The organism is Trabulsiella odontotermitis (genome assembly GCF_030053895.1).
GTDB lineage: Bacteria > Pseudomonadota > Gammaproteobacteria > Enterobacterales > Enterobacteriaceae > Trabulsiella > Trabulsiella odontotermitis_C.
In genome coordinates, this window is the sequence record NZ_CP125781.1 from 1,639,631 (window position 1) to 1,662,843 (window position 23,213).

Below are 23,213 nucleotides of genomic sequence, written 5' to 3' on the forward strand. Positions count from 1 at the left end.
GGCGGCTATCACTAAAAAAACCAGCCGCACTGGGCTGGTTTTCTGTTTGCATACAGGCGGGATCAATACTCTTCAAAGAACGCCTGAATCTTCTGCGGATCTTTAGTCTGCGTCAGCGCCAGCTGGAGCAGTACGCGGGCTTTTTGCGGGTTCAGCGTCTCAGCAGCGATAAAACCGTATTTCGCATCATCGATTTCCGCATCGCGAGTCGCAGAGCCGGTCGGTACGCGGGAAGCACGTACCACGGCTACGCCCTGATGCGCTGCGGTGGCCAGCGTATCAAAAATGGTTTTGTACAGATTACCGTTACCCACACCGGCGCTCACAATGCCCTGATAGCCATCCTGAATCAGCGCTTTTGCCGGTAAATCCGAGGCGTTAGCGTAGTTGTAGATAATGCCTACTTTTGGCAGCGTCGTCAGGTTGCTGACATCGAACGGTGTTGCGGTGGTGTGTTTGCGCGCAGGCATGCGCTGATAATCAATTTTACCGTTATGGATGTAGCCCAACGGCCCGAAGTTCACAGACTGGAAGGTCTGCACGCCGGTGGTATTGGTTTTGGTCACGTCACGGCCGTCAAGCACGGTATCGTTCATCGCCACCAGTACGCCGCGCCCGGCAGACGCCGGATCGGCGGCAGTGACCACGGCATTATAGAGGTTAAACGGACCATCCGCGCTCATGGCGGTGGAAGGGCGCATTGCCCCAGTGAGCACCACCGGCTTATCGCATTTCACCGTTAAGTCGAGGAAGTATGCGGTCTCTTCCATGGTGTCTGTACCATGGGTGATGACAAATCCGTCGGTGTTTTTGCAACTGGCATTGATTTTTTTCGCCAGTGTCAGCCAGACTTCGTCGTTCATGTCCTGGGAGCCAATATTAACAACCTGTTCCCCTTTAATGACCGCAATGTCTTTCAGTTGCGGCACGGCATTCACCAGATTCTCAATACCGACCTTTCCGGCGGTATAGGCGGAGTTGGTCGCAGAATCACCGCCACCGGCGATGGTGCCGCCTGTTGCCAGAACCGTGATTTGCGGGAGTGCCATTGCCGTACTGCTGCAACCTAAAACCAGAAGGGCCAGAAGAGGGTGTTTAATACGCAACATTATCAATCTCCTTATTAAGTGTCCGCCTGGATTATCCTTATGTCACAATTGAATAAAGTGAGATATTCCATGTTTATTGGATAAATCGGAATAAAAAGTATGATTGCCGGATCTGGCGCACAAAACGGAGGGTAACCCATAGAAAAGGAAAGGGAATAATATCCGCAGGATCACTCAGCAACCAGCCACATATCCGCCTCTTCAAACATCTCTTCCAGCATGCGGTTCAGCTTTTCCCGGTCATTCTTGCTGGCATCGCTGTTCAGGCCATTGGCCTGCATCGGTTTCACTTTCACTTCGGCGTCGGGGAAGATCCGGTGCACACGGTGTGTTAGCTCATTAAGGATTATCTCTCTTGCGCCGGGTAAACCTGCCACGTTGCGTTTGTCATACACGAGTTCAACGAACATAACCGCCTCTTTTAACTGTATAAATAAACAGTATTTAAGTGGTTTTCAGGGAAAGAGTCAAGCGAGATTACCAGATAGCGGTATAACGTTATTTTTGTGAGCCTTCCGAAAAAATTCATAATAAACCAATAATTGCTCTTCACTGCCATGCCGATAACCCCTTAACACCCGGCAAGAACGGGATAACAACCACGATTCACATGTAAGGGTCAAAACCTATGGGCTTGTTGAAAAATTTTACTATTCGCAGCGTGATGCTCTGGGTGCTGGGGCTGTTTTGTCTGCTCTGGTCCGTGGTGGGGATATTTACCACGTATTCGCTGACGAAACTTAGCGATGGCAATACCGTCGATCGTGAACTGGTTGCACAACTGACCATGCTGAGTAAGGGGAACGATCAATATTTCCGCTTTGTTACCCGTCTTTCCCGCGTAATGGAGGCAAAAGCGGCGGGAGAGGCCACTGATTTCAAACCGGTACAGGAAGCGCTGGATAATATGAAAATCCAGTTAGAGCGGTTGAAAAGCGTGTCGCCTGGCCCGATGGACGCGGACGTTTCCGCCGATGTCGTAAAAAAATGGCAGAAGTTGCTGGATGACGGCGTGACGGTGCAGATGCAACTCGCACAGCAGGGCAGCGCCAGCGACTACCGCCAGCACGCCACTAAAGTCACCCCGGAACTGAGCCGCGGGTTCGGCGCCAGCAGCAACAAATTTACCGCAGTCGCCGAGAAGAAGCTGGACAGGACCCGGGTGGCGATGGATAGCCTGACGCAGATGATGAAAATCACAGTGGTGACGGCGATTGTCATCGGCCTGTTTATTCTGCTGTTTACCGATCGTTACCTGGTGAAGTTGATGGTGAAGCCGCTGGATCGCATTCGTCACCATTTTACCGTGATCGCACAAGGGGATTTAAGCCAGCCGGTTGAGTTTTTCGGCAACAACTGCGTCGGGCGGCTGTTCCCGTTGCTGGCTGAAATGCAGGGCAGCCTGCGCGAAGCGGTAAGCACCATTCGTAGCGGTACGGAAAATATTAATCGCGGGGCGGCGGAAATCTCATCCGGTAATAACGATTTGTCTTCCCGTACGGAAGAACAGGCTTCTGCGCTGGAAGAAACTGCTGCCAGTATGGAACAACTGACCGCGACGGTGAAATTCAACGCCGACAATGCGCGCCAGGCAAGCAGTCTGGCGGAAAAAGCCTCGGTCACCGCCAGCCGGGGCGGCAAGCTGGTGGAGGATGTGGTGGTCACCATGGAGGGCATTTCCGAAAGCTCGAAGAAAATTAGCGAGATAACCAGCGTGATCAACAGCATCGCGTTTCAGACGAATATTCTGGCGCTGAACGCCGCGGTGGAAGCTGCCCGTGCCGGCGAGCAGGGACGAGGTTTTGCCGTCGTGGCCGGTGAAGTTCGTAATCTTGCCAGCCGCAGCGCTGAGGCAGCGAAAGAGATTGAAACGCTGATTGCTGATTCGGTTCGCCGCGTGGATAGTGGGACGGCACTGGTCGGCGAGGCAGGCAGTACGATGAGTGAAGTGCTGAAAGCCGTGTCCGATACGACGGAAATTATGAAGCAAATTGCATCTGCCACTGACGAGCAAAGCAAAGGGATTTCGCAGGTCGGCGTGGCGGTCAGTGAGATGGACAGCGTAACCCAGCAGAACGCCGCGTTGGTGGAACAGATTTCCGCTGCGGCCATCGCGCTGGAAGGGCAAACCGAAACGCTGCAAAAAGCGGTGGCCCGGTTCCGTCTTGCTGACAATGACGTTATTGCGGCAGCGTGACAAAACGGCAGGCATAAAAAAACCAACCGTAACAGGTTGGTTTTCTTTGGGAATTTTGGTCGGCACGAGAGGATTTGAACCTCCGACCCCTGACACCCCATGATACAGATCTAACTATGTTAAAACCCGCGCCAGCACTGGCTTTGCACCCCGTACCACTGTACTTACAAACAGTGCATTTTGCGCCAAATTCGCTCCTTATACATCAATAATTTACCACACGTTTCACCTTCATATCAGGAAGCCGTTTTTATCTCGCCGTGAGGGACAAGCACCCATTCAATATGGTTTTCGATATAGATTTTCGTCGATTTCGCGTCGCTATGGGCCATCCTTCCCTGCGGATCAATCCCCTGTTTATCGAAAAGAAAGGCCGATAATGCCCTTATTTCGTGGAAAGTGGGGCGCTGCTCTTCCGGCAGCCCGGACCCGACTCCTACCGAATCGCGCAGCGCCGAAAAAGATCGGCTTAAATAGTCTGGTGCTACCTGTGTCGGGTGCCTTACTTCCTTGCTGGTGGGGTTACTGCGTTTTAATGGAAGTCGGTGGACGACATACGGGCTCGCAACGTTATCCCGGCTGCGCTCGATGATGTCTTTCAGCGCTATACCGATCGGTATAGCGACATGTGAGGCCTCTTTGTGCTGCACCTTCTGGCGGTGTATATACAGCGTGCCGTAAATGTCACCCTCCGGCACCTCGAACCAGACGCAGCCACAGACACCCTCGCCTGGTTTCTTAATTGAATACCGGATGCGGGAGACTTCGAGCCGGGCATGTGTCGTTTGCAGGGCAAGATCCATCGCTGTCTGCAACCATAGCGGGGCGGCCTGATAAATTCGACGGTAGTCATCGAGCGAAAGCCGGCGGCGCACTTTCGCACTGACGCGCCGCATCTTCTTGCGTACTGCCGGGTTATCTATCATTAGCGATTCATCGACCGCATAACTGAACAGTTTTTTAAGGAAACTCACTTTTCGGTTCTGGACGTTGGCAGATGTCCCGGCGTGGTATTTTCTGATATAGGCGTTGACGTGCTCAAGGTCGATATCGCAGGCATAGATATCGGCGAAAAACTCTTTGACCCTGACAATATCGTTTACCCATACTGAAAGGGTATCATGACCCGGATTTTCGTCGGCAATTGCTCTGTCAAGCAGCGCCTGTGCATGGTCGCTGAATGGGCGCGCCTCGCCGTTTATCCCGCCAGATTCCCTTATAAGACCCTCGATAGACGGGGTCATTTCTGGGCGCATGCGCAGGTTATATTCCCTCGCAATGGCGATCGCCGTGACGCGATCGGTGCCAAGGTGTTTTCGCTTGCCGGTAACGAGCGTGAACCGGTATTGGCCTGATGATTTTTCGAAAAGAAGGTAATCAGGTAGATTTCTGTTACTTCTTTTGCGTGGTCTGGCAGCCATATCAATTTTCCTGAATTAACCGTCTGACGGTCTCGCTGATCATCGAATCAACACCCCACTGCTCAGACGCGCAGACCCAAACAGCACCATCTACCACGCGACCGCGCAAAAGGCCGTTTTCGACCCAGCGTTTAATTGTCCTGTTATCGGGTATCGAGCCGGATTCAAACTCGCGTTTTCCCCACTGGCTCGCCTTCATCAGTTTGGCCATACGATTTCCCCATACACCGGCTGCACCCGGTTATTCTTTAAAACTGCAAGTGCCGCAACCGCCGCGGGCACCCTCTACGCATACTTCACACCTGTTTACTTTTTTACGGCTATTTCCCCCTCAAAATACACGGCTGAAAGCGTTGCTACCTCTCCACCGCTGAAGCAATCCAGTTCAATCGCAATAGCGACAGCTTCACGCGATGACTTGCCGCAGTACATAGCGGTTCGCGCAATCACGCCACCGGAACCAATAGCATAGGGTTCTGACTGAGAGAATATACGTGCGTGTGTCTCACCTCTGTCTTTACTGATGACATATGCTCGGTCTTTCCTCACGACTGCGATAGCGGCAAACTCGCTGGTGGAGTGAAATGTTGATGCATAGGTCAAGCCGTCAAGCAGCACGTCCCGCAACTCCATTTCAGTGCCGCAATCACCGGAACATCCGATCGCCTGGATTCGTTCGCCGAATATGAACCAGCCCTCCGACGGCGCGGCGTAGATTTTTTGTTCACGCACTGCACAGACAACACCATCTGCCAGTGCATGCGAATCTGCCGATAAGGATTTTCCGTCCCAGGCGATAGTGGTCATGACTGCACTCCTTCAATGAGTTTGAACTCTGACCAAACATCTGGATAAATTCCTATAACTCTCCGTTGTAATTTGCCGCCTTTTTCGAGGCGCTCACAGCGATAGATAGGGCGGTTAAAAGGGAGGTGTTCAGCTTTAAACCATCCACTCGGGACCTGCTTTAATGCCTCCATATCTGCGGTCGTCAACCTATCTCCACTGGTGCTGGTGGTGCGCCGCTCCTGCAATTCAATGATGATGGACAGCAGAGCTTGCCACCACTCTTCATCAGTAGCTGGACTACGCAAGGAAAGCATCCATTCGGCATCCTTGCGCATTTTTGTCAGTGCGGCATCGTTGATGCGTTGTTCAGTCATCATTTACTCTCCGGGATCCTTCCGTACCACCATCCATCTTCCCGCTTTTCGACGTAGACGCGGAAAGTGCCGCATGCCAGAACCAGCGCTTTAGACGCACTCATCACCCCCTGCTTTAAACACTGCGCGCCGCGTTCGCTTCCGGTTGCAGCGCGCAGCCTCACCAAATTTGCCGCGTGGTCTATTTCAATCAACACACGCTTACCGCGTAATTCGGTACGCGCGCTGACGTAGATAGTGGAACCACCAGCCCGGCTGGCAGTACAGCGAATAAATGGCCTGTGATAGCCCATGTTTTTAACGTTGTTCATGGATTCAAAAGCCATATCACTTATCCTCTTCGCCGATGGATTCAGCGGCGCGGTCAATACGTTCAATTTCAGCCAGCAGCAGAGCGTTGGCTTTCACAAGGTCGCGGCGCGGGTTTGACGGTTTCCACCAACTGTCATCCCACGGCCAGTCAAACGGAACGCGGTTATATTTTTGGATAGTATTGAGCACGTAGCAGCACGCGGCCCATAGCATTTCTGAATGCTGATACTTGTCATCATGCTCAGCCGTCCAGCCCTCGGCGGTAATCTGGCGGCGGCGCTCTGCAAGAACGTCAGTTGCCGCTAGTGATAAGGGGGCGCCCGCGCGGCGACGGCGCAACTCTATAAGCCATAGTGCCGTTTGGATATCACCTTCATCATCAAGAAAATTTGCCGCATTGCGCAGATCGAAATCATCCGGGTAATCTTCTGCTGGTTTTCCTGACATCACAAAACCATTCTTCTCAGCGACTTCCAGCTTCCTCTTCAACTCTTCGTTTTGTTCTACGAGAGAGGTTGCTGCTTCCCAGTTAACCAGCCCGTCATGTCTGGCTTCCTCGTACGCTGTGCGATAAACCTCCGCCAGTTTCTGAAGGTTAAGGAACGCTTGTACAAGGGACTCTGACTCTGGACGGTAATGCGTGGCGCACAACGTTATCTCGTGAACGTCTGAATATTCGCCACCACCATCGCTGAACTTAATAACGCAGCCGCACTTCGATACCCCATTCACAAAGACGATTTGGTTGTTCATGCTGCACCGCCTTGAGCTTTACGAAACCAGATGCAAACCGGGCCATCTTCAGAGTCGTGGATTGAACCAACAAACCAGCCTTCGCCCTCTGGTGGTTCTGGTTGCCAGGTAGAAAAGTCAGCGTCAGGCCACTCATCGCCGAGATCATCAAACGATTCATCCCGCAGGCAGTAGCCCCATTCAAGCCCATTGGCTTTAACCCAGGCATGGAATTCTGAATTGGGGATATGATCCCGCCCATCGCAGAACTTATCGTATGCCGGGTGAGTCCAGCAGCCATATTCGTTGCACTCTACTGGTAATGCTGTAATGGCGCTCATTTCGCACGCTCCTGTTTCTGTTTGGTGAAGACTGCCCAGCCAATTGCACTAAGCTTGTCTCGGCCTGCTTTGTCGACCAGATGAATACCGTCCCTGCAGGCGTGTTCTTCTTTCACCTGTTCCTCAAGTTCTGCGAGCTGCTCATACGTCAGGGTTGCCAGCTTCATGCGGTTCCAGCCAAAGTTTTTTATACGGCTCATAGACCAGCCTCCGTGAGAAGCCAGTAAGCAATTGACAGAACGGTCGCGACGCAGGCCATCAGAACAATCACCACAACCAGCTGCGCCGCCAGGGTGTATCGTTTCGGGGAATTCACGCCGCGCATTTCCGTATCTCCATGAGCTCGATAAAGCGGTTCATGAACAGTCCGAAGGCCTGACCGGGGCGCAGCGGCACGATCTGAATTAAGTCGCTGGCAATAATGCCTTCGAGGATTCCCCACGGTTCACTATCATTGAGTTCAAGGTCACGGCGTTCGGTCGCCAGCATCACCCGGTCGGCATACTTAACGACAGGAGAGGGAAGTTGGGGGATATCGAATTTGGTTCGGATCAGCCCGTCGACACGGGACTCGATGCGCCGGTAATCAGGCAGCAGCACTTTCAGCGGCGTCGGGATGTCCTGGCAGTAGGCTTCAGGAGCGTCGTGCATCAGCGCTTCGAATGCGAACTCAGCCGGTACAATTTGGCTGCAAAGCACAGAGTGCTGCGCCACGCTGTAGAACTCCGGCAGGTGGCCGCTAAACCGGCAGATGTTCGAAAGGGCGGTGCCAATATCCTCGATCTCGATATCGTCTGCGGTGGCGTTGATGTAATCGAACTTCTTACCTGAAAGGGTCTGTATGTAGTTCGTCACTTTGTTTTCTCCATTTATCCGCAACTGCACATGCGGCGTTTTTGGGATGAGCGAAGCCCTCGCCAGATGGCGATAATTCAGGGGATTGCGCTTCACTAATTACCCCGTCGCCGGGGTAATTAAGGCTGAGCAATTACGCTTTAAAGTTACCGATGAAGGTTTCCACGGTTGCGCCGTCGAACTTCGACTCGAGCAGCGTACGGAACTCGAGCGCCATGTCCTCTTGCTGTGCTTCAAGTTGAACGATGCGCAGAACGAAGACCGGAGAATCACCCTTCAGCAGGCTATTGCGCAGACTGAAGCGACGCTCATTCAGACCTTCATAAGGGTTGAACTTGAACTCGAACGCCACCGGCATGACGTCACGGCTACTGGCTTCGACTGATTGCATCAGCGACTGCTTGCCAGCGAAGTTTTCATCTTCGTGCGATGACTCCTGAATCTGCTTGATGTTGACGCGGCGGACGGCCTGAGCTGCCTGTGAGATCGGCATGACATTACCTTCGGCATCGAACGCGGTCAGAAATTCTGACCAGTCTTCTAGCCACTCGGCGATCTCCTTCTGGCCCATGCGTCTGCCGTCAACGTCCAGCACGGCAACATAAGGCGAGGTTTTCTTCAGGGTGAGTGCGGCAACGTTGTCAGCGTGCCCCGGGCTGGTCAAATCTCCTATATTGAAGACAGAACGCGCGGTCATGTTGTCAGCGTCGATAAAGCAGCGCGATGGCATGATCTCGGTGGAATAACCCACTGAATAACGCACAAAGTCATCAATATGGCTGGTGGTCATGGCGCCGCGGAAGCGAAAGCGCACAAGATTAAAGCGCTCAAGGCTTTCAACTGTGACACCTTCAGGGAGGGTGGCAGTCGGGCACGGCAATTTCTTGATCGGGTCGAGGTTGTAGCCGGAAAGAACCAGATCTTTAACTTGGCGGAAAGTTTCGCCGTCAATCTGAGACATAATTAGTCCTTAATAAATGGTGATCAGGGTGGTGGCAGTGAATTGGTTCAGCGGTTCACTGAGCCGCTTTAAGCTTTCCGTCGACTGCTCCGGTGATACCGAACAGTTGCCCCTGGTCTTCCTGCAGGATCGTCAACTTACCGCCTTTATTAACCCACATCGGGGTTTCGGTGGTGTCTTCTTCTGTCGCTTTCCCGCGTGGGGTTGGGGTGCTGTAGTTCAGCTTGTGCTTGATCTTGACGCGTTTCTCCTCGACGGAGTTGCCCATACGCTCGATGTCAAAGGTGAGGACAACTTTGCCTTTGTTCCCGTTGTTCAGAACGCCAAGCGCGGTGGTATTCAACGCCGCCGCGATTTTGTTCATGAACACACCGGCGTCCAGTTCGCCCAGGAAATCGGGCACTACGGTCATGCGGTCGTTACTCATGGTCTTACCCTCTGAAAGGCGGCTGCAACCGCCGGTTCGTTTCTCCATACACAACAGAGAAGGGCACCCGCTGGTGGACCAGCCCGGGCGGATTGGGTTATGAACCCGTCACCTGGTGATGCCCTTTTCTGTTGTGTAAAAAGGGCGGTACCATCGACTTCAAGGGAATGGACTGGTACCGCCAAGACTACACACAGCAATGTCGTACTACCTGGTATCACGGTCCTAAGGCGTGATTGGGTTGTGGCGCTGGGACTTGAACCCAGATAACGTCTGGCCAGCCGCATGAGATACCCTAGGTTATGATCCTTGGGTAGTGCTCAACTCCCCACACAAGGGGCGCTCTATCCAATTGAGCTACATCCACAACGGGGAGGGCACTCATGCTTGTGACCTTATGCGCACTTAGTTCTTCAACCATAAATGCCCTATCCGTTGTGTGCTGACCTTCCAGCCAGCGCGGTTCGGATTTACGTTCTTACACATGCAAACGTATGACGAACTGGGATGAATCTATGACGGTTGTCTGCATCCCCAGTGGCAACCGAAAACTTCCGCTCTCACATGGTGTGACGTTGTGACACCGGGTCGCTAACCCGCTTACTTCCTGCCGCTCTGTTTTGGTATTGGCCGCCAGTAACTACGGCCCAGCCGATTTACAGGTCTTTGCGTCGGCCGGCGTTGCAGCTCGCTCGAGCACATCACAACGGAAAGAGCATTCCGATCTTCAACCAACGCCCCGAGTTCTGCGTTTCGGCGCATCAAGTCGCGGCAGCTATCTCCGGGCACACGGGCTGACCCATTGATTCACCGTCATCCGCCAAGCGCTTGGGTTTCAGCAGTCATGTGGCGGGAATGCTCTTACCTGTTATGCCCTTAAAAGCTGGCGGTTGCCGCTAACGGAGTAGAACGGGCCGCCAGAAAGGGTCGCTGTCAAACAATGCAGGTGGCTTCGGGCGGGGCACCGATGACTAATCGGCCCCCTACGGTATTAACTCTCAGCGCCGCGGGCTTAAGCGGCTCCGTTATTGCTGCTGAGTTTGAGCTGCTGGTAGTCACGCCAGCACCGCCACCCCTCCCGAAGACATCTGTAATCTGCCAGCCTTGCACCAAACAGGCTGTACCTGTAACGCTGGTCAGCGGAACGTTAAAACAGACTTCTGCGCTTAATCTCATGCGGTGGATAGCCGCATTGTTTTTTCCAATCAGCAGGCTATTGCTGTAATCCAAAGGTGCGGCAGATAACAGAACGAAAGAGCCTGCAATCCTTCAGAGTCCACTCACACTGCTCAACAGAGATTGTTTTCTCTGCAGGTATTGATGGATCCCGATCCTGATTTATTGCTATGCCGCGTTTAGCAGCTTTTTCCATCCGTTCTACAGCCTCAAGAAGCTGCTGCGCTTTTACTTGCAAGGAAACCTCCAACCACTGTTAGCGAATCATCCGTTCATTCGTATGCCACCGGCGGCTACTTCGTGGGCGTCCTGCCTGTTCGCTGTTGATGGAGTTACGATAATGTAGAATTGCGAATAACGCAAGTGTAATTTGCGAATAACGCAATATGACGAGTAAAAAAAACCGCCAGTTAAGGCGGTTCTGGTTTGTGGGGGTTCTGTTAGCCGTGTCGTTTGAAAGCTTGAGATTGGCTGATCATAACCTTTCCGAAAATGCAGAATCGTTCCTCGTTATTCTGCTCGATTGCCCATTCCCTATACTTCGGATTGTCAGAAATAACGAGCAGTTTGTCCGGTATCATTTGTAGTCTTTTGACGTAAATTTTATCGTCAAAACCAAAAACATATATTCCATCACCATCAAAATTAGTGATTGAAATATCTACAAAAATCAAATCGCCAGGCTCAATGGTGTCAGCCATGCTATCACCACGGACATTGATCACTTTCACGGCATCAGATGTTCTACCGCCAAACATAGAAACTGCGCGTTCGCTGTTGTACTCAATGGACCGGATTACATCAATAACATCACTGCTCTTAATGAATCCATTACCAGCACTCGCACTGATGTCGAGCATTTCTACTCTATACACCGAGTCCCCCTTTCCATGCTCTGAATTAATACTGTTTTTATATACAGTAGTTCCGTTTTCAAGAGGTGTAAAGAGTTCTGATACATCTATGCCTAACGCTTTTGCATAAGAAGCAAGTGATTGTTCAGTAAATGACTTTTGTTTGCCGGTTTCGAGGCGTGAGACATTAGCAGCATCAATGCCAATAGCATCAGCCAGCTCGGAAATTGTCATACCTTTTACAAGGCGAAGTTGTCTGATTCGGTTTCCTATATTCATGCATCTATTACAAAGTGAATTTGCGTGTTATGCAAAGGAACTTGCGCAAATTGTATATCCCCATTATCATGCGTAATACGCAATTATTGGAGGTAATATGCAATCACCGTTACGAACATTGCGCAAAACGCAAGGATTTACTCTTTCACAAGTTGCCTCAGCAGTAGCTATCGATCCTGCCAATTTAAGCAGGATTGAAAGAGGGCAACAGATCGCCTCACTCGATGTAACTGAGAGATTAGTTACGTTTTTTGCGGGACAAATCGATGAGCTCCAAATCCTCTACCCGCATAGATACGTGAAGCATACCGACGGGAAATAACAGACTAAACCACAGAAAGGAGGAGTAGGCCGTGGGTAATGAACCAGATTGGAAAGTTGAAAGGCAACCGGCTTGGCTGGTGGTGGCGATCAAGAAGACGATATCAAGTCTCCCTGGTGGCTATGACGAGGCAGCGGAATGGCTTGGTGTCTCGAAAGATGCCGTGTTTAACCGCCTGCGTACTGGTGGCGATCAGATCTTCCCGCTCGGGTGGGCAATTGTTCTTCAGCAGGCGAGCGGCACCAAGCATATCGCTGACGCCGTATCGCGCCAGTCCAACAGCGTAAACGTCCCGCTGGTGGATCTGGAAGACATCGAGAACGGTGACATTAATCAGCGTCTGATGGAGGCAATCGAGTGGATCGGTGAGCACTCCAAATACCTGCGAATGGCGACCGCAGATGGCGTGATTAACGACACCGAGCGGGAGCAGATAGAAGCCAACAGCTACCAGGTGATGGCGAAATGGCAGGAGCATATTTCGTTGCTTTTCCGCATCTTCTGTGCGCCTGAAAAAGGTGACGCCCGCGAGTGTGCAGCTCCGGGCGTCCTGGCGAACAACTCTTCGTGTATGGAGAAATAATTCGCATGAGCAATTTAATCTCAATTTCTCATCTACCGCAACTGCGGGTGATCCCGGTGCCAGGTCTGCCGTTGCAGTATGAGCGCATGGTACTCGGTCGGTGGGTTCCATGTAACCACAGTCGCGCTACCCGAATTGTGGGGGTGTTCAACCGGAGGGTCGCCTCATGGTTCAGCAAATAAACGGGATTGATGTGCCAGCGCCGGTACCCGCTTTGGTTCGCAGTCGCGTGACAATGAGCAGCCGCGAAATTGCCGAACTGACGGAAAAACAGCATGGACATGTCTGTCGGGATATCGAAGTCATGCTGGAGCAGTTAGGTGAGCGTCCGGAGGGGTATATCCATATCTGGACACACCCCCAGAATAGTCGGCAATACCGGGAGTTTTGCCTCGACCGCGAGCACACAGAATGTCTGATTACTGGATACAGCGCAGTGCTACGCATGAAGGTTATCCGCCGACTTCACGAACTGGAAGAGCAGGGCAATGCCGTTCCTCAGACATTGCCGGAAGCGCTTCGCCTGGCAGCTGATATGGCAGAGCAGAATGTGGCTCTGGCCAATAAGGTGCAGCAGGACGCGACGAAAGTGGCGTTCGTCGAGCACTACGTGGAATCCGGCGGCGCCAAAAGCCTCCGGGAGACCGCGAAGATCCTCAACATGCCAGAAAAGGCCATGATCGAAGCGCTATTGCGCGACAAGGTTCTATTCCGTATGTCTGGCAATTTGCTGCCGCATGCACTGCGTCAGAGGGAAGGGCTGTTTTCAGTCAAAACCGGCACATCAGACTTCGGTCACGCCTATACGCAAACGCGAGTTACCCCTCGTGGTGTCCAGTGGATTGCTGATCGTTACGCCTCTGAGCTGATGGGGGGCTGACAAGTGAGCGCACTGATTCGTTTACTCGATCGACCTATCGCCTACAACCCGGCATTCGCGAAACTCAAAGCCGGAAAGGTGAAAGCAGGGCCAGTCGCTGCCGTGTTCCTGTCACAGCTAGTCTACTGGCACAACCGAATGGACGGCGGCTGGATGTATAAGACCCAGGCCGACATTACCAGCGAGACGGCCTTGACCCGCGATGAGCAGGAGACCGCTCGAAAACGCCTGATAGTGCTTGGTGTGCTGGAAGAAGATCGCCGCGGCGTTCCGGCAACAATGCACTACCGCATTAACACTGAAAGACTCGAAGCGCTGCTGGTGGAAGCGGCAGGACCGGAGAAGAAAGCGGGCAAGGATAAAACCGTAACCAGATTGCGGAGTCTCCAGAATGTGGAAACGCCGCAATCTGGATTGGTGCAATCCCGCAAACTAGATTGCGGTGATGCCGCAAACAAGAATGTGGAAACACCGCAATCAAGAACGGGGGAAACCCACGAACAAGCCTGCGGAGATCCCGCAAACTTTCATACAGGAGATTACACAGAGAATACTCAGGAGATTACACAGGATATAAAACCCCTTTGTCCGGTTACGTCAGAACCAGATCCGGAAGTGGTCATTACCGATCAGGCCATTGATGTGTTGACGCACCTGAACCGGGTGAGCGGCTCACGCTATCAGAAATCAAAAACGTCCCTCGAAAATATCCGTGCACGGATCCGGGAAGGTTACAGCGTTCATGAGCTGAAACTGGTTATCGACCTGAAGCATGAGCACTGGCATGAGAACGACGAGCAATACCAGTACATGCGCCCCGAGACGCTGTTCGGCCCGAAAAAGTTTGAGTCGTACCTCCAAAGTGCCACCCGATGGGATGCGAAGGGCAGACCGCCACGCTCCAGATGGGGTGACAGGAAGCCAGATGTCATGACGTTTGGCCCGGTTGACAAGACAATTCCGAAGGGGTTCAGGGGATGAGAGACTCAGAAGATTTTGACGAAATGGACGACGTAGCACTCGATCCGGAAGAACCGGAATCGCAGAAAAGCCCATACGTTCAGGCGCTTGATGCACTGCGAGCGCAGTCGGTTCACTACCTGAAAGAGGTCGGCGATCAGTGGTGTTCGCCAGATTCGCTGTTTTGGGGTATTAACGCGATGTTCGGTCCGTTCGTGCTGGACCTGTTCGCTGCCGACGATAACGCTAAGTGCCCGGCGTGGTACACGGCAGAGATTAACGCGCTCACGCAGGACTGGTCAGCTGATCTGGCAGCACTAGGTGGTGCAGCATTCGCTAACCCGCCTTACAGCCGGTCACAGTACGACGGAAAGCAGGCGATAACAGGCATGCGAAATATCATGAACTACACCCGGGCGATGAGAGAGAAAGGTGGTCGTTACATCTTTTTCATCAAATCGGCGACGAGTGAAACGTGGTGGCCGGAAGATGCCGATCATGTAGCTTTTATCCGCGGTCGCATCAGCTTCGATCTGCCGACGTGGTTCAATCCTGCTGATGAAAAACAAATACCGAGTGGCGCACGTTTTGCTGGTGCTATTGCTGTTTTCGATAAGACCTGGCGCGGCGCGGCATTCAGCTACGTCGACGCGGATGAACTGGAGGAGAAAGGCCGGGCGTTTATGGCGCTGGCACAATTTGCTATTGGAAAGGTTCAAAAACCAGCGCCGATCACCGCCAGCCTGCCGGAAACAGAATCGCGCATCTGGCCTCTGGAGGTTGGGCTTTTATTCACGCAGGTGAATGGCACAGCAGATCTCAACGCCCAGCAGCAGAACAAGCTGAAAGCGAACATTAACCAGTTATGGCTCGAGCGCATGCCAGGCAGCGAGATCATTACCATTGCTGGTGGTCTGGTCAGCAGCATGCAGGGGGCGACCAATGCGTGAGATTATCGTTGATAACTTCGCTGGCGGCGGCGGTGCCTCAACTGGTATTGAACTGGCGATCGGGCGTAGCGTTGATATCGCAATCAATCACGACGAAAACGCGATCGCCATGCATAAGACAAATCACCCTGACACGCTTCACTACTGCGAATCGGTGTTTGATGTTGACCCGGTAGCGGCGACTGGCGATCTCCCGGTCGGTCTGGCATGGTTCAGCCCGGACTGCCGACACTTCTCCAAAGCCAAAGGCGCGAAGCCAGTGAAAAAAGAGATTCGTGGGCTGGCATGGATAGTTGTTCGCTGGGCGCTGGCGAAGCGTCCACGCGTTATGATGCTGGAGAACGTCGAAGAGTTTAAAACGTGGGGGCCGCTGCTGGCAGGTGAAATGCGCCCTGATCCTGAACGCACTGGCGAAACCTTCCAGGCTTTTATCGGCATGCTGTCAACCGGCATACCGGGTGATCACCCGGCGCTGGCGGAAGCATGTGAGTTTCTTTCGATTGCGGCTGGGAGTGAGCAGGCACTGGCGCTGGTGAATGGCCTGGGATACAACATTGACTATCGCGAGCTGCGGGCCTGCGACTTCGGCGCGCCGACAATCCGCAAACGCTTCTTCATGGTGATGCGCTGTGACGGCAAGAAAATCCACTGGCCGGAACCAACGCACGGGGATCCGAAATCACTCGAAGTGCAGAGCGGCAGGCTGGCGCCGTGGCGAACGGCAGCTGAGTGCATTGACTGGTCTCTTCCATGTCAGAGCATTTTTGACCGTAAAAAGCCTCTGGCAGAAAATACCCTGAAGCGGATCGCGCGTGGCATTCAACGCTTCGTGCTGGATAACCCGACACCGTTCATTGTGAAGTGCAACCACACCAGCACCAAAACGGAATACGACTGTTTCCGTGGTCAGTCGCTTGAAGAGCCCCTGCAGACGATAACCAAAACCCACGGTTACGCGATCGCAGTACCTCATCTGACGAAATTCCGCACTGGTGCGACCGGGCTGGAAGTTACCGATCCGGTACCGACGATCACTGCCGGCACGTCAGAACGCCCGGGCGGGAACGGGCATGCTCTCGGCATGGTGGAAGTGGCGCTGACGCCATTCATCGCCGGTAATGGCGGCAGCGAGTATCAGGCCAGGCCACGCGCAATCTTTAAGCCTGCCCACACTATTCTCAAAGAGTCCCGCGCCTGCGTTGTTGCGCCGGTAATCGCCCGGCAATTTGGTGCCAGCGTCGGCCATCGTGCAGACGAACCAAGCGCGACGATTACCGCTGGTGGTGGTGGTAAATCGCAACTGGTGACATCAACGTTGATTCAGATGGGCTATGGGGAGCGCCCCGGGCAGGATCCCCGCGTATTGCAGATCAATAAGCCGCTGGGGACGGTTACAGCTGGTGGTAACAAATTCGCGGCAGTAAGCGCGTTTCTCGCAAAGCACTACGGTGGGAATTATACCGGGTCCGGCGCGGCACTTGAATCACCCTCACATACGGTGACCACTACCGATCATCACGCGCTGGTTACTGCACAGCTGGTTGGCTGCGGCGGGCGAGCCGGTCAGAGTCGCCCACGAGATGTGTCCGAACCGCTTCAGACACTCACAACGAAAGCTGACAGCAGTGTTGTCACATCACACTTGATCAAGCTGCGCGGAACATGCAAAGACGGCCAGCGCGTCGATAGCCCGATGCCGACCATCACTGCTGGAGGAATGCATGTCGGGGAAGTGCGTGCCTTCCTGATGAAGTATTACGGAAATGAGAAAAGCGGCGTATCGCTGGATGAACCGCTTGGCACCGTCACCACCAATGACCGTTTCGGCCTGATCATGGTTGAGGGAGTGGAATACCAGATCGTTGATATCGGCATGCGTATGCTGCAACCCCACGAGCTTTACCGGGCGCAGGGTTTCCCGGCTGGCTATGTTATCGATCAGGATTACCGCGGCAATCGTTACGCGAAAGACAAACAAGTTGCGAGATGTGGTAATGCCGTGCCGCCGCCTTTCGCCCGGGCACTGGTGGAGGCCAATCTGCCGGAAATGTGCGCCGCCGCGCAGCGGGAGGTGGCGTGAGGATCCTGCTGAAACCCGACGTCGCCCGCAGTATGGGCGTCGTCCTGCTCAAACCCGGGAGTGAGTTGTTGAGCATGTTCCGGCACGGGCGGGTGCTGATCGAACCTGAGCCAGGCAGCATGGCGCACCTGCCGTCGGGGAGGGTGCCTGATGCGCGCCAGCCGCTTTCTCAGGACAAATCCCTCGAGGCTTTTTTCACTGATGAAAGGGTAATCGCTGCCGCGGGTGGGCTGCCCGGCCTGGAATTCTGGCTCGAACACAATGTCCATGCCTGCCAGTACCAGCACTCGGAATATCACCACAAAGAGCTGGTGACCATGCGTCACCCGCCGGGCTCTATGTTGTTGTGCTGGCACTGTGAGAACCAGCTGCGTGAACAAACCACCCGGCAATTGTCGGAGCTGGCGCGCAGGAATGTTATTGACTGGGTGATCGACACCGTCCGTATCAGGCTCCGATACAGCAAAGAGCGTGAGCTGGCGCTGGCAGAATTGTGCTGGTGGGCCGTATGTGCCGGAATCGGCGATGCGATTACCGAGGAGATGGCGGCACGCTCTCTGCTGCTGCCGGTTGAACCGTTCCTGTCAGTTTATAAGGAAAGTGACATCGTTCCCTCAGTTCCGGCCACCAGCATTCTGCAGCGTGAGATGGCGCTGGTTAAGCCGATCGATATGCCACCGGCGGAGGAGCCGCCGAAGGTGCTGACACTGGCGGCAGACCCCGAATCCCCTGAATCCTTCATGCTGCGACCGAAACGCCGCCGCTGGGTGTGCAAACCCTATACCGACTGGGTGAAGACTCAGCCCTGTTCAGGGTGCCAGCGGCCAGCTGATGATCCCCACCATATCATCGGGCATGGTATGGGAGGTACAGCAACCAAAGCCCATGACCTCTTCGTGATCCCTCTGTGCAGAGAGTGCCACGACGAGTTACATGCCGACGTCTCAGTGTTCGAGCAGAAGCACGGTACGCAGCTTGAGCTGTTGTTCCGGTTTCTGGATAAGGCGCTGGGCATCGGCGTAATAGTGAAAGCGTAAGTGTATGGAGCGCTGAGCGAATGAATTCACAAGAACTCGAATATGTCCGGATCGAAGTGAGACATGCCCTTAAAAACCTGTCAGGTGGTACCAAAGGACAACTGGAGGCATTCAGTGAGCACCCTCCTGCAGATAAGAATAAACATCCACGGCGCCATCTTCATAAAGTCGTGCTGGATGGTGGAGAGGGTAGTAAGCCATCAGTAGTAAATGCACTGACAACACCAGTATACGTTCTGGAAACTCGAAGCAGGCGCAGACCATTCCCGCCGATGCACGATGTTGAATTCTACTATGCGCCGTGGCGGCGAGCCGTTAATGCGCTGGAAGAGCACCAGCAGGCGTGGGTACGCTATTGCTACGGTTTCGATCTTAACTTTCGGTACCAGACGCTAATGTGTCAGTACGTATGGGATGAATTCCAGAAATGTCTGGTTGAGAGAAAGCTGCAATCGCGAGTCGTTAAGAAACTGATTGGCCTGGTCTGGCTGGCTGCGCAGGAAGTGGCGGCAAGTCGGAATAATGGCACATATCAGGAATACGCCGGGGCGGCACTGGCGCGGATGATGAGTGTTGATCGTTCCACCTGGTTGAGAGTGTACGCGCCGCACTGGGCAAAATTTAAAGGTGCGTTCAACACACTTGATTATGCTGCTCTGCATAACATCATCCGCCACGAGCAAATAGAAGGATCAAAGGTTCTGGAAATGTGAATTAAATATCACAAACTCCTGAGATTGGGCTTGCAAAATGCAACAAAACGAGCCATATTTTATGTTAATTTGATACGTTGTTATAGTTATGAAAACCCGCCACGAAGGCGGGTTTTGTGTTTTATAGTAAACCACCAATGGCTCCGCCAGCCAGCGAGGTTACTAGAGGATGTTCAGCAAATTTACGCAATAAACCTTTTGCTTCCTCTTTTTGCTCTGCGGTTCCATTAGAGTTGCTTATTATATTAAAAATGGTTTCAAGACTATTGGTGATTTCTTGGCGGTTGTGATTTCCAATTTGTACATTACCGCCATGGATATTGATGTGTTGAGATGAAGATTCTTGTTTCAGTTTTTTGGGGCCTACTGTTAATTGAAAGTGAGGACCGAAACTTCCGATCGAGACATCATAAAACTCAGATTCATAAATTTCCTTATGCTCTTCCTTTTTGTTCGGTAGTAATCGGACGACAAAATCACCGTCGTCTATGTCTGCCATTTTGTCGTTAATGATAACGGTATCACCAGCAAATTTGGCTTTATATGGACCTTTCCGGGAACCATCTTTTTTGAGGATGAACGCTTCTTCATTTGCACCGAACATGTAGTCTCCTTAGTTCCATTTAGGATGTTAATCGCGCCTCCAATAACTGGGGGCTTTCTGCTGTGAAAATGGGCGGCTGGTGGGTGTTGTAGCACCCAACCAGCCATTCGCTCATGCTTCTGATCACAAGCGAACCAGGGCCCACCGCTTTAGCGCAAAAGCATAGTGAGCCTATCAGAGTCCCGCTTACTGATCTATGAAAAATACTGTAAAAATATCCAGTGTTGAATTGATCAACGCTGATTGCCTATTTTACCTCGGCTCTCTTCCTGATGACTCCATCGATCTAATTGTTACCGATCCGCCTTACTTCAAAGTGAAGCCGGATGGATGGGACAATCAGTGGAATGGTGATGAGGATTATCTGCGCTGGCTGGATAGTTGCCTCGCCGAATTCTGGCGTGTGCTGAAGCCCGCGGGAAGTCTTTATCTGTTCTGCGGTCACCGGCTGGCGTCAGATATCGAAATCATGATGCGTGAGCGGTTCAACGTTCTGAACCACATTATCTGGGCAAAACCTTCGGGGCGCTGGAACGGATGCAACAAAGAAAGCCTGCGGGCTTACTTCCCGGCGACCGAACGCATCATTTTCGCAGAGCATTATCAGGGGCCATACAGCCCGAAGAGTGACGGTTTTGCGGAAAAGAGCACCGAATTAAAACAGCATGTTATGGCTCCGCTGATTTCATATTTCAGGGGAGCGCGTGATGCGCTGGGTGTGAGTTCAAAACAGATAGCCGATGCCACAGGAAAGAAAAACATGGTGTCGCACTGGTTCGGTACCAGCCAGTGGCAGTTGCCGAACGAGCAGGACTATCTCAGGCTCCAGGATCTGTTTACCCAAACAGCGAATGATAAACACCAGAACGGTGAACTTGAACAGCCGCACCACCAGCTGGTGGCCACGTGGCATTCGTTAAACCGAAAATATTCAGAGCTTCTGGAGGAGTATCAATCTCTCCGGCGCTATTTCTCTGTGAATGTGACCGTACCCTTTACCGACGTATGGACACATAAACCCGTCCAGTTTTATCCCGGCAAGCATCCCTGCGAGAAACCGGCTGATATGCTGCGGCAGATAATCACTGCCAGCAGCAGGCCCGGCGATCTTGTTGCTGACTTTTTCATGGGGTCAGGTTCGACGATTAAGGCCGCTATAGAGCTGGGTCGTCGTGCGGTAGGGATTGAACTGGAAACCGAAAGGTTCATCCAGACCGTCAACGAGGTGCGGGGGCTGACAGGGAAATAATTCATGCGAGGCGGCTATGAGTCGCCTTTTATTTTCCCTCAATACACCTCAAGCGGGAGGTGTCGGATGAAAAACATCATGCCTGACAAAATAGCTTCGGTGGTGGGGTATTGCACATCAGGTAGCCTCATTTGCTGGGGCAGTTTCGCCAGATGGGTGCGAGACCTTGACTGGAACATGATCGCTGTCGTCGGCGGCTTCATTATCGGCCTGCTGACTTTCTTCGTGAACTTCTATTTTAAACGTCGCCAGATCAAAGCCTATGAGGCGGCGCTGGCGCGCGGCTATATTACGCCCCCTCCTCAGGATAAATGATATGGCAGCGCTAAAGAAAGCTGGTGGTGCAGCCGGTATCATCTGTTCCGTTGCCGTAATTATCTCGATTGTTCTTGGAAACGGACATGTACGAACCAATGAGCGCGGTCTCGAGTTAATCGGTAATGCGGAATCCTGCCGCCGTGATCCTTACGTTTGTCCTGCTGGGGTGCTGACTGATGGTATGGGCAATACTCACGGCGTTAAGCGAGGCACCATTAAGAACGACCAGCAGATCGCGGCAGAGTGGGAAGCAAACATCCTTGATGCTGAGTCCTGCGTGAATCGTTATGGCAATGGACGAAACCTGTCCGACGATACGTTCAGCGCCGCTGTGTCGGTAACTTTCCGCTCAGGATGCGGCAATATGCGCGGCTCGACTATGTTCTCTTTATTCCGCAGCGGTGACCTGAAGGCAGCCTGTTATCAGTTTTCGCGCTGGGTGTATGGTGGTGGCCGTGTTCTTCCCGGACTGGTTAAGCGTGCCGGTAAAGAAGAGACTCTCTGCCTGGATGGTGTGAAATGATAACCCTGGAAGATATCAAACTGTCCTGGCGCTCGTTGTCGCTGGTGGCTGTGGTGATCGTCATCGCTGTGCTGTGTGTATTGCTGGCAAATAGCCGCGCAAACCTTGCCACTGTGCAGAGCGACAATAACGTTCTGCGCAATGACAACGCTCTGCAGGGGCAGGTTATCGCCACGCAGGCATTCAATTTCAACCGGTTTAATCAGGTAGCAGAGCATGCCAGCAGCCTCAATTCTCTGATTGATGCCAGCACCGATAAAACCATCATTGAGTACCGGGAGATCCTTAAACGTGAAAAGACTTGTGATCTGCCTGTTCCTGCTGATGTCGCTGGTGGGTTGCTCGACTACGCGAACAGTTTACGTGCCAGCGCAATGCACACCGATTCCGGGAACGCTGACGCAGCCGGTGATAGCACCACTACCGCCAGCACGCTGACATATTGCCAGGCGGTTCTGTGGATTAAGCCGCTGCTGGCAGCGATCGAGAAAGCAAATAATCAGCTATCAGGAATACGTGAAATAGAGAAAACCAGAGCCTCGCATCGCGAGGCTTTTAAATAGTAAGCATAAAAAATCAAATCATTAAGTGTGGTGAGGGGTTATGACTCTGTACTTGAAAGTAAAAGCATCACTTTTTGATGCAACTGTTCTTCATAGCCCTCAGGTGCTGGATAATCAAATTTTATAGGCCTCGCTTCCTTCATGGCTTTTTCGTATCCTTTTGCGAGTAATCCTGGCTCCTTAGCCATACTATTAAAGCATGTCGTCAGGATAGTTATAGCTATTCGTGAAGCGTGTAGGTCGATGTTTAATTGATCGATGTTGTCTTCAAGGTCCTTTATTCGCATTTCAAGCTCTGACATGAAATCACCTATTAAGTTATGAACAAAATGTTCATGCCTATCATAACACTTACAAGCTGATTTAATGATCACGTGCCGTTAATGTCGAAATGAAATAAATGAAGCTAGCCAATTACCTGTTAGTTTCATCATCGAGCGTCTGTAACATAAGCCTTATCTGCGATATTGATAACCATTATCATTTTGCGGGTCCTCCCGGCAGGGTGGCCTGCCACGAGGCGGCGGGCACGCGGAAAACGGCTAGTTTTTGCGATCCGTAGTCATCATCATCATCTGCGCAGGTTATTGATTTTTCTACACCC

The 23,213-nt window shown here is 52.6% G+C and carries 29 protein-coding genes and 1 tRNA gene; 13 read left to right on the plus strand and 17 right to left on the minus strand.

Annotation, left to right across the window (positions count from 1 at the left end):
* Positions 1-62: 62 nt before the first annotated feature.
* Both ansB and QMG90_RS07845 read right to left on the minus strand, forming a co-directional pair.
* The gene (gene ansB, locus QMG90_RS07840; protein ID WP_283283270.1) at positions 63-1,109 is read right to left on the minus strand and encodes an L-asparaginase 2; all 1,047 of its coding nucleotides are present in this window, start codon (positions 1,107-1,109) and stop codon (positions 63-65) included.
* A 170-nt stretch (positions 1,110-1,279) separates the two neighbouring features.
* Entirely contained in the window at positions 1,280-1,519 is a 240-nt protein-coding gene (locus QMG90_RS07845; protein ID WP_283283271.1) for a DinI family protein, read from the minus strand.
* Positions 1,520-1,737: 218 nt separating this feature from the next.
* Here QMG90_RS07845 and QMG90_RS07850 point away from each other — a divergent pair, with 218 nt between their 5' ends.
* The gene (locus QMG90_RS07850; RefSeq protein ID WP_283283272.1) at positions 1,738-3,306 is read left to right on the plus strand and encodes a methyl-accepting chemotaxis protein; all 1,569 of its coding nucleotides are present in this window, start codon (positions 1,738-1,740) and stop codon (positions 3,304-3,306) included.
* 236 nt (positions 3,307-3,542) lie between these two features.
* On the opposite strand, the gene QMG90_RS07855 is transcribed toward QMG90_RS07850, so the two are convergent.
* The 13 genes from QMG90_RS07855 to QMG90_RS07915 all read right to left on the minus strand — a co-directional run bounded on the left by QMG90_RS07855 (position 3,543) and on the right by QMG90_RS07915 (position 11,827).
* Positions 3,543-4,727, minus strand: coding sequence for a phage integrase Arm DNA-binding domain-containing protein (locus tag QMG90_RS07855; protein WP_283283273.1), 1,185 nt, complete (start codon positions 4,725-4,727; stop codon positions 3,543-3,545).
* A gap of 1 nt (position 4,728) precedes the next feature.
* Positions 4,729-4,938 carry a hypothetical protein gene (locus QMG90_RS07860; protein ID WP_283283274.1) on the minus strand — a complete coding sequence of 70 codons (210 nt, stop codon included), beginning with the start codon at positions 4,936-4,938 and terminating at the stop codon, positions 4,729-4,731.
* Positions 4,939-5,033: 95 nt separating this feature from the next.
* The gene (locus QMG90_RS07865) at positions 5,034-5,534 is read right to left on the minus strand and encodes a hypothetical protein (protein ID WP_283283275.1); all 501 of its coding nucleotides are present in this window, start codon (positions 5,532-5,534) and stop codon (positions 5,034-5,036) included.
* Positions 5,531-5,893, minus strand: coding sequence for a hypothetical protein (locus QMG90_RS07870; RefSeq protein ID WP_283283276.1), 363 nt, complete (start codon positions 5,891-5,893; stop codon positions 5,531-5,533). The genes QMG90_RS07865 and QMG90_RS07870 overlap by 4 nt, the downstream gene beginning before the upstream one ends.
* Positions 5,890-6,216: a hypothetical protein gene (locus QMG90_RS07875; protein WP_283283277.1), complete on the minus strand. Its 327-nt coding sequence runs from the start codon at positions 6,214-6,216 to the stop codon at positions 5,890-5,892. The genes QMG90_RS07870 and QMG90_RS07875 overlap by 4 nt, the downstream gene beginning before the upstream one ends.
* A 1-nt stretch (position 6,217) precedes the next feature.
* Complete coding sequence (locus tag QMG90_RS07880; RefSeq protein ID WP_283283278.1) at positions 6,218-6,955, minus strand: hypothetical protein; 738 nt, start codon at positions 6,953-6,955, stop codon at positions 6,218-6,220.
* Complete coding sequence (locus QMG90_RS07885; RefSeq protein WP_283283279.1) at positions 6,952-7,275, minus strand: hypothetical protein; 324 nt, start codon at positions 7,273-7,275, stop codon at positions 6,952-6,954. The genes QMG90_RS07880 and QMG90_RS07885 overlap by 4 nt, the downstream gene beginning before the upstream one ends.
* On the minus strand, positions 7,272-7,475 hold the full coding sequence (locus QMG90_RS07890) for a hypothetical protein (protein ID WP_283283280.1): 204 nt from the start codon (positions 7,473-7,475) through the stop codon (positions 7,272-7,274). The genes QMG90_RS07885 and QMG90_RS07890 overlap by 4 nt, the downstream gene beginning before the upstream one ends.
* Positions 7,476-7,587: 112 nt before the next feature.
* Entirely contained in the window at positions 7,588-8,130 is a 543-nt protein-coding gene (locus tag QMG90_RS07895; RefSeq protein ID WP_283283911.1) for an HD family hydrolase, read from the minus strand.
* Positions 8,131-8,263: 133 nt separating this feature from the next.
* On the minus strand, positions 8,264-9,091 hold the full coding sequence (locus tag QMG90_RS07900; protein ID WP_283283281.1) for a YfdQ family protein: 828 nt from the start codon (positions 9,089-9,091) through the stop codon (positions 8,264-8,266).
* A 55-nt stretch (positions 9,092-9,146) separates the two neighbouring features.
* Complete coding sequence (locus QMG90_RS07905) at positions 9,147-9,518, minus strand: hypothetical protein (protein WP_283283282.1); 372 nt, start codon at positions 9,516-9,518, stop codon at positions 9,147-9,149.
* A gap of 237 nt (positions 9,519-9,755) precedes the next feature.
* Positions 9,756-9,887, minus strand: a tRNA-Met gene (locus tag QMG90_RS07910).
* A gap of 1,247 nt (positions 9,888-11,134) precedes the next feature.
* Positions 11,135-11,827, minus strand: coding sequence for an XRE family transcriptional regulator (locus tag QMG90_RS07915; protein ID WP_283283283.1), 693 nt, complete (start codon positions 11,825-11,827; stop codon positions 11,135-11,137).
* 97 nt (positions 11,828-11,924) lie between these two features.
* On the opposite strand from QMG90_RS07915, the gene QMG90_RS07920 reads away from it, so the two are divergent.
* The 8 genes from QMG90_RS07920 (at position 11,925) to QMG90_RS07955 (ending at position 19,352) form a co-directional block, all read left to right on the plus strand.
* Positions 11,925-12,149 carry a helix-turn-helix domain-containing protein gene (locus QMG90_RS07920; protein ID WP_283283284.1) on the plus strand — a complete coding sequence of 75 codons (225 nt, stop codon included), beginning with the start codon at positions 11,925-11,927 and terminating at the stop codon, positions 12,147-12,149.
* 31 nt (positions 12,150-12,180) lie between these two features.
* On the plus strand, positions 12,181-12,732 hold the full coding sequence (locus QMG90_RS07925) for a YmfL family putative regulatory protein (protein WP_283283285.1): 552 nt from the start codon (positions 12,181-12,183) through the stop codon (positions 12,730-12,732).
* A gap of 166 nt (positions 12,733-12,898) precedes the next feature.
* The gene (locus tag QMG90_RS07930) at positions 12,899-13,612 is read left to right on the plus strand and encodes a phage antirepressor KilAC domain-containing protein (protein WP_283283286.1); all 714 of its coding nucleotides are present in this window, start codon (positions 12,899-12,901) and stop codon (positions 13,610-13,612) included.
* 3 nt (positions 13,613-13,615) lie between these two features.
* Positions 13,616-14,593, plus strand: coding sequence for a conserved phage C-terminal domain-containing protein (locus QMG90_RS07935; RefSeq protein ID WP_283283287.1), 978 nt, complete (start codon positions 13,616-13,618; stop codon positions 14,591-14,593).
* 23 nt (positions 14,594-14,616) lie between these two features.
* Positions 14,617-15,522: a phage N-6-adenine-methyltransferase gene (locus QMG90_RS07940; protein ID WP_283283912.1), complete on the plus strand. Its 906-nt coding sequence runs from the start codon at positions 14,617-14,619 to the stop codon at positions 15,520-15,522.
* The gene (locus QMG90_RS07945; protein ID WP_283283288.1) at positions 15,515-17,602 is read left to right on the plus strand and encodes a DNA cytosine methyltransferase; all 2,088 of its coding nucleotides are present in this window, start codon (positions 15,515-15,517) and stop codon (positions 17,600-17,602) included. Before QMG90_RS07940 ends, QMG90_RS07945 begins: the two co-directional genes overlap by 8 nt.
* Entirely contained in the window at positions 17,599-18,639 is a 1,041-nt protein-coding gene (locus tag QMG90_RS07950) for a DUF968 domain-containing protein (RefSeq protein ID WP_283283289.1), read from the plus strand. The genes QMG90_RS07945 and QMG90_RS07950 overlap by 4 nt, the downstream gene beginning before the upstream one ends.
* Positions 18,640-18,659: 20 nt before the next feature.
* Positions 18,660-19,352, plus strand: a complete 693-nt coding sequence (locus QMG90_RS07955; RefSeq protein WP_283283290.1) for a bacteriophage antitermination protein Q — start codon at positions 18,660-18,662, stop codon at positions 19,350-19,352.
* 121 nt (positions 19,353-19,473) lie between these two features.
* Here the strand turns inward: QMG90_RS07955 and QMG90_RS07960 are convergent, their stop codons facing one another.
* Positions 19,474-19,956: a hypothetical protein gene (locus QMG90_RS07960; RefSeq protein WP_283283291.1), complete on the minus strand. Its 483-nt coding sequence runs from the start codon at positions 19,954-19,956 to the stop codon at positions 19,474-19,476.
* A 196-nt stretch (positions 19,957-20,152) separates the two neighbouring features.
* On the opposite strand from QMG90_RS07960, the gene QMG90_RS07965 reads away from it, so the two are divergent.
* From QMG90_RS07965 to QMG90_RS07980, 4 genes are all read left to right on the plus strand, one after another.
* Positions 20,153-21,205, plus strand: coding sequence for a DNA-methyltransferase (locus QMG90_RS07965; RefSeq protein ID WP_283283292.1), 1,053 nt, complete (start codon positions 20,153-20,155; stop codon positions 21,203-21,205).
* Between the two features lie 66 nt (positions 21,206-21,271).
* Positions 21,272-21,520: a class II holin family protein gene (locus tag QMG90_RS07970; RefSeq protein ID WP_283283293.1), complete on the plus strand. Its 249-nt coding sequence runs from the start codon at positions 21,272-21,274 to the stop codon at positions 21,518-21,520.
* A 1-nt stretch (position 21,521) separates the two neighbouring features.
* Positions 21,522-22,046 carry a lysozyme gene (locus QMG90_RS07975; protein WP_283283294.1) on the plus strand — a complete coding sequence of 175 codons (525 nt, stop codon included), beginning with the start codon at positions 21,522-21,524 and terminating at the stop codon, positions 22,044-22,046.
* Complete coding sequence (locus QMG90_RS07980; RefSeq protein ID WP_283283295.1) at positions 22,043-22,609, plus strand: hypothetical protein; 567 nt, start codon at positions 22,043-22,045, stop codon at positions 22,607-22,609. Before QMG90_RS07975 ends, QMG90_RS07980 begins: the two co-directional genes overlap by 4 nt.
* Positions 22,610-22,647: 38 nt before the next feature.
* On the opposite strand, the gene QMG90_RS07985 is transcribed toward QMG90_RS07980, so the two are convergent.
* On the minus strand, positions 22,648-22,911 hold the full coding sequence (locus QMG90_RS07985; RefSeq protein ID WP_283283296.1) for a hypothetical protein: 264 nt from the start codon (positions 22,909-22,911) through the stop codon (positions 22,648-22,650).
* Positions 22,912-23,213 lie beyond the last annotated feature (302 nt).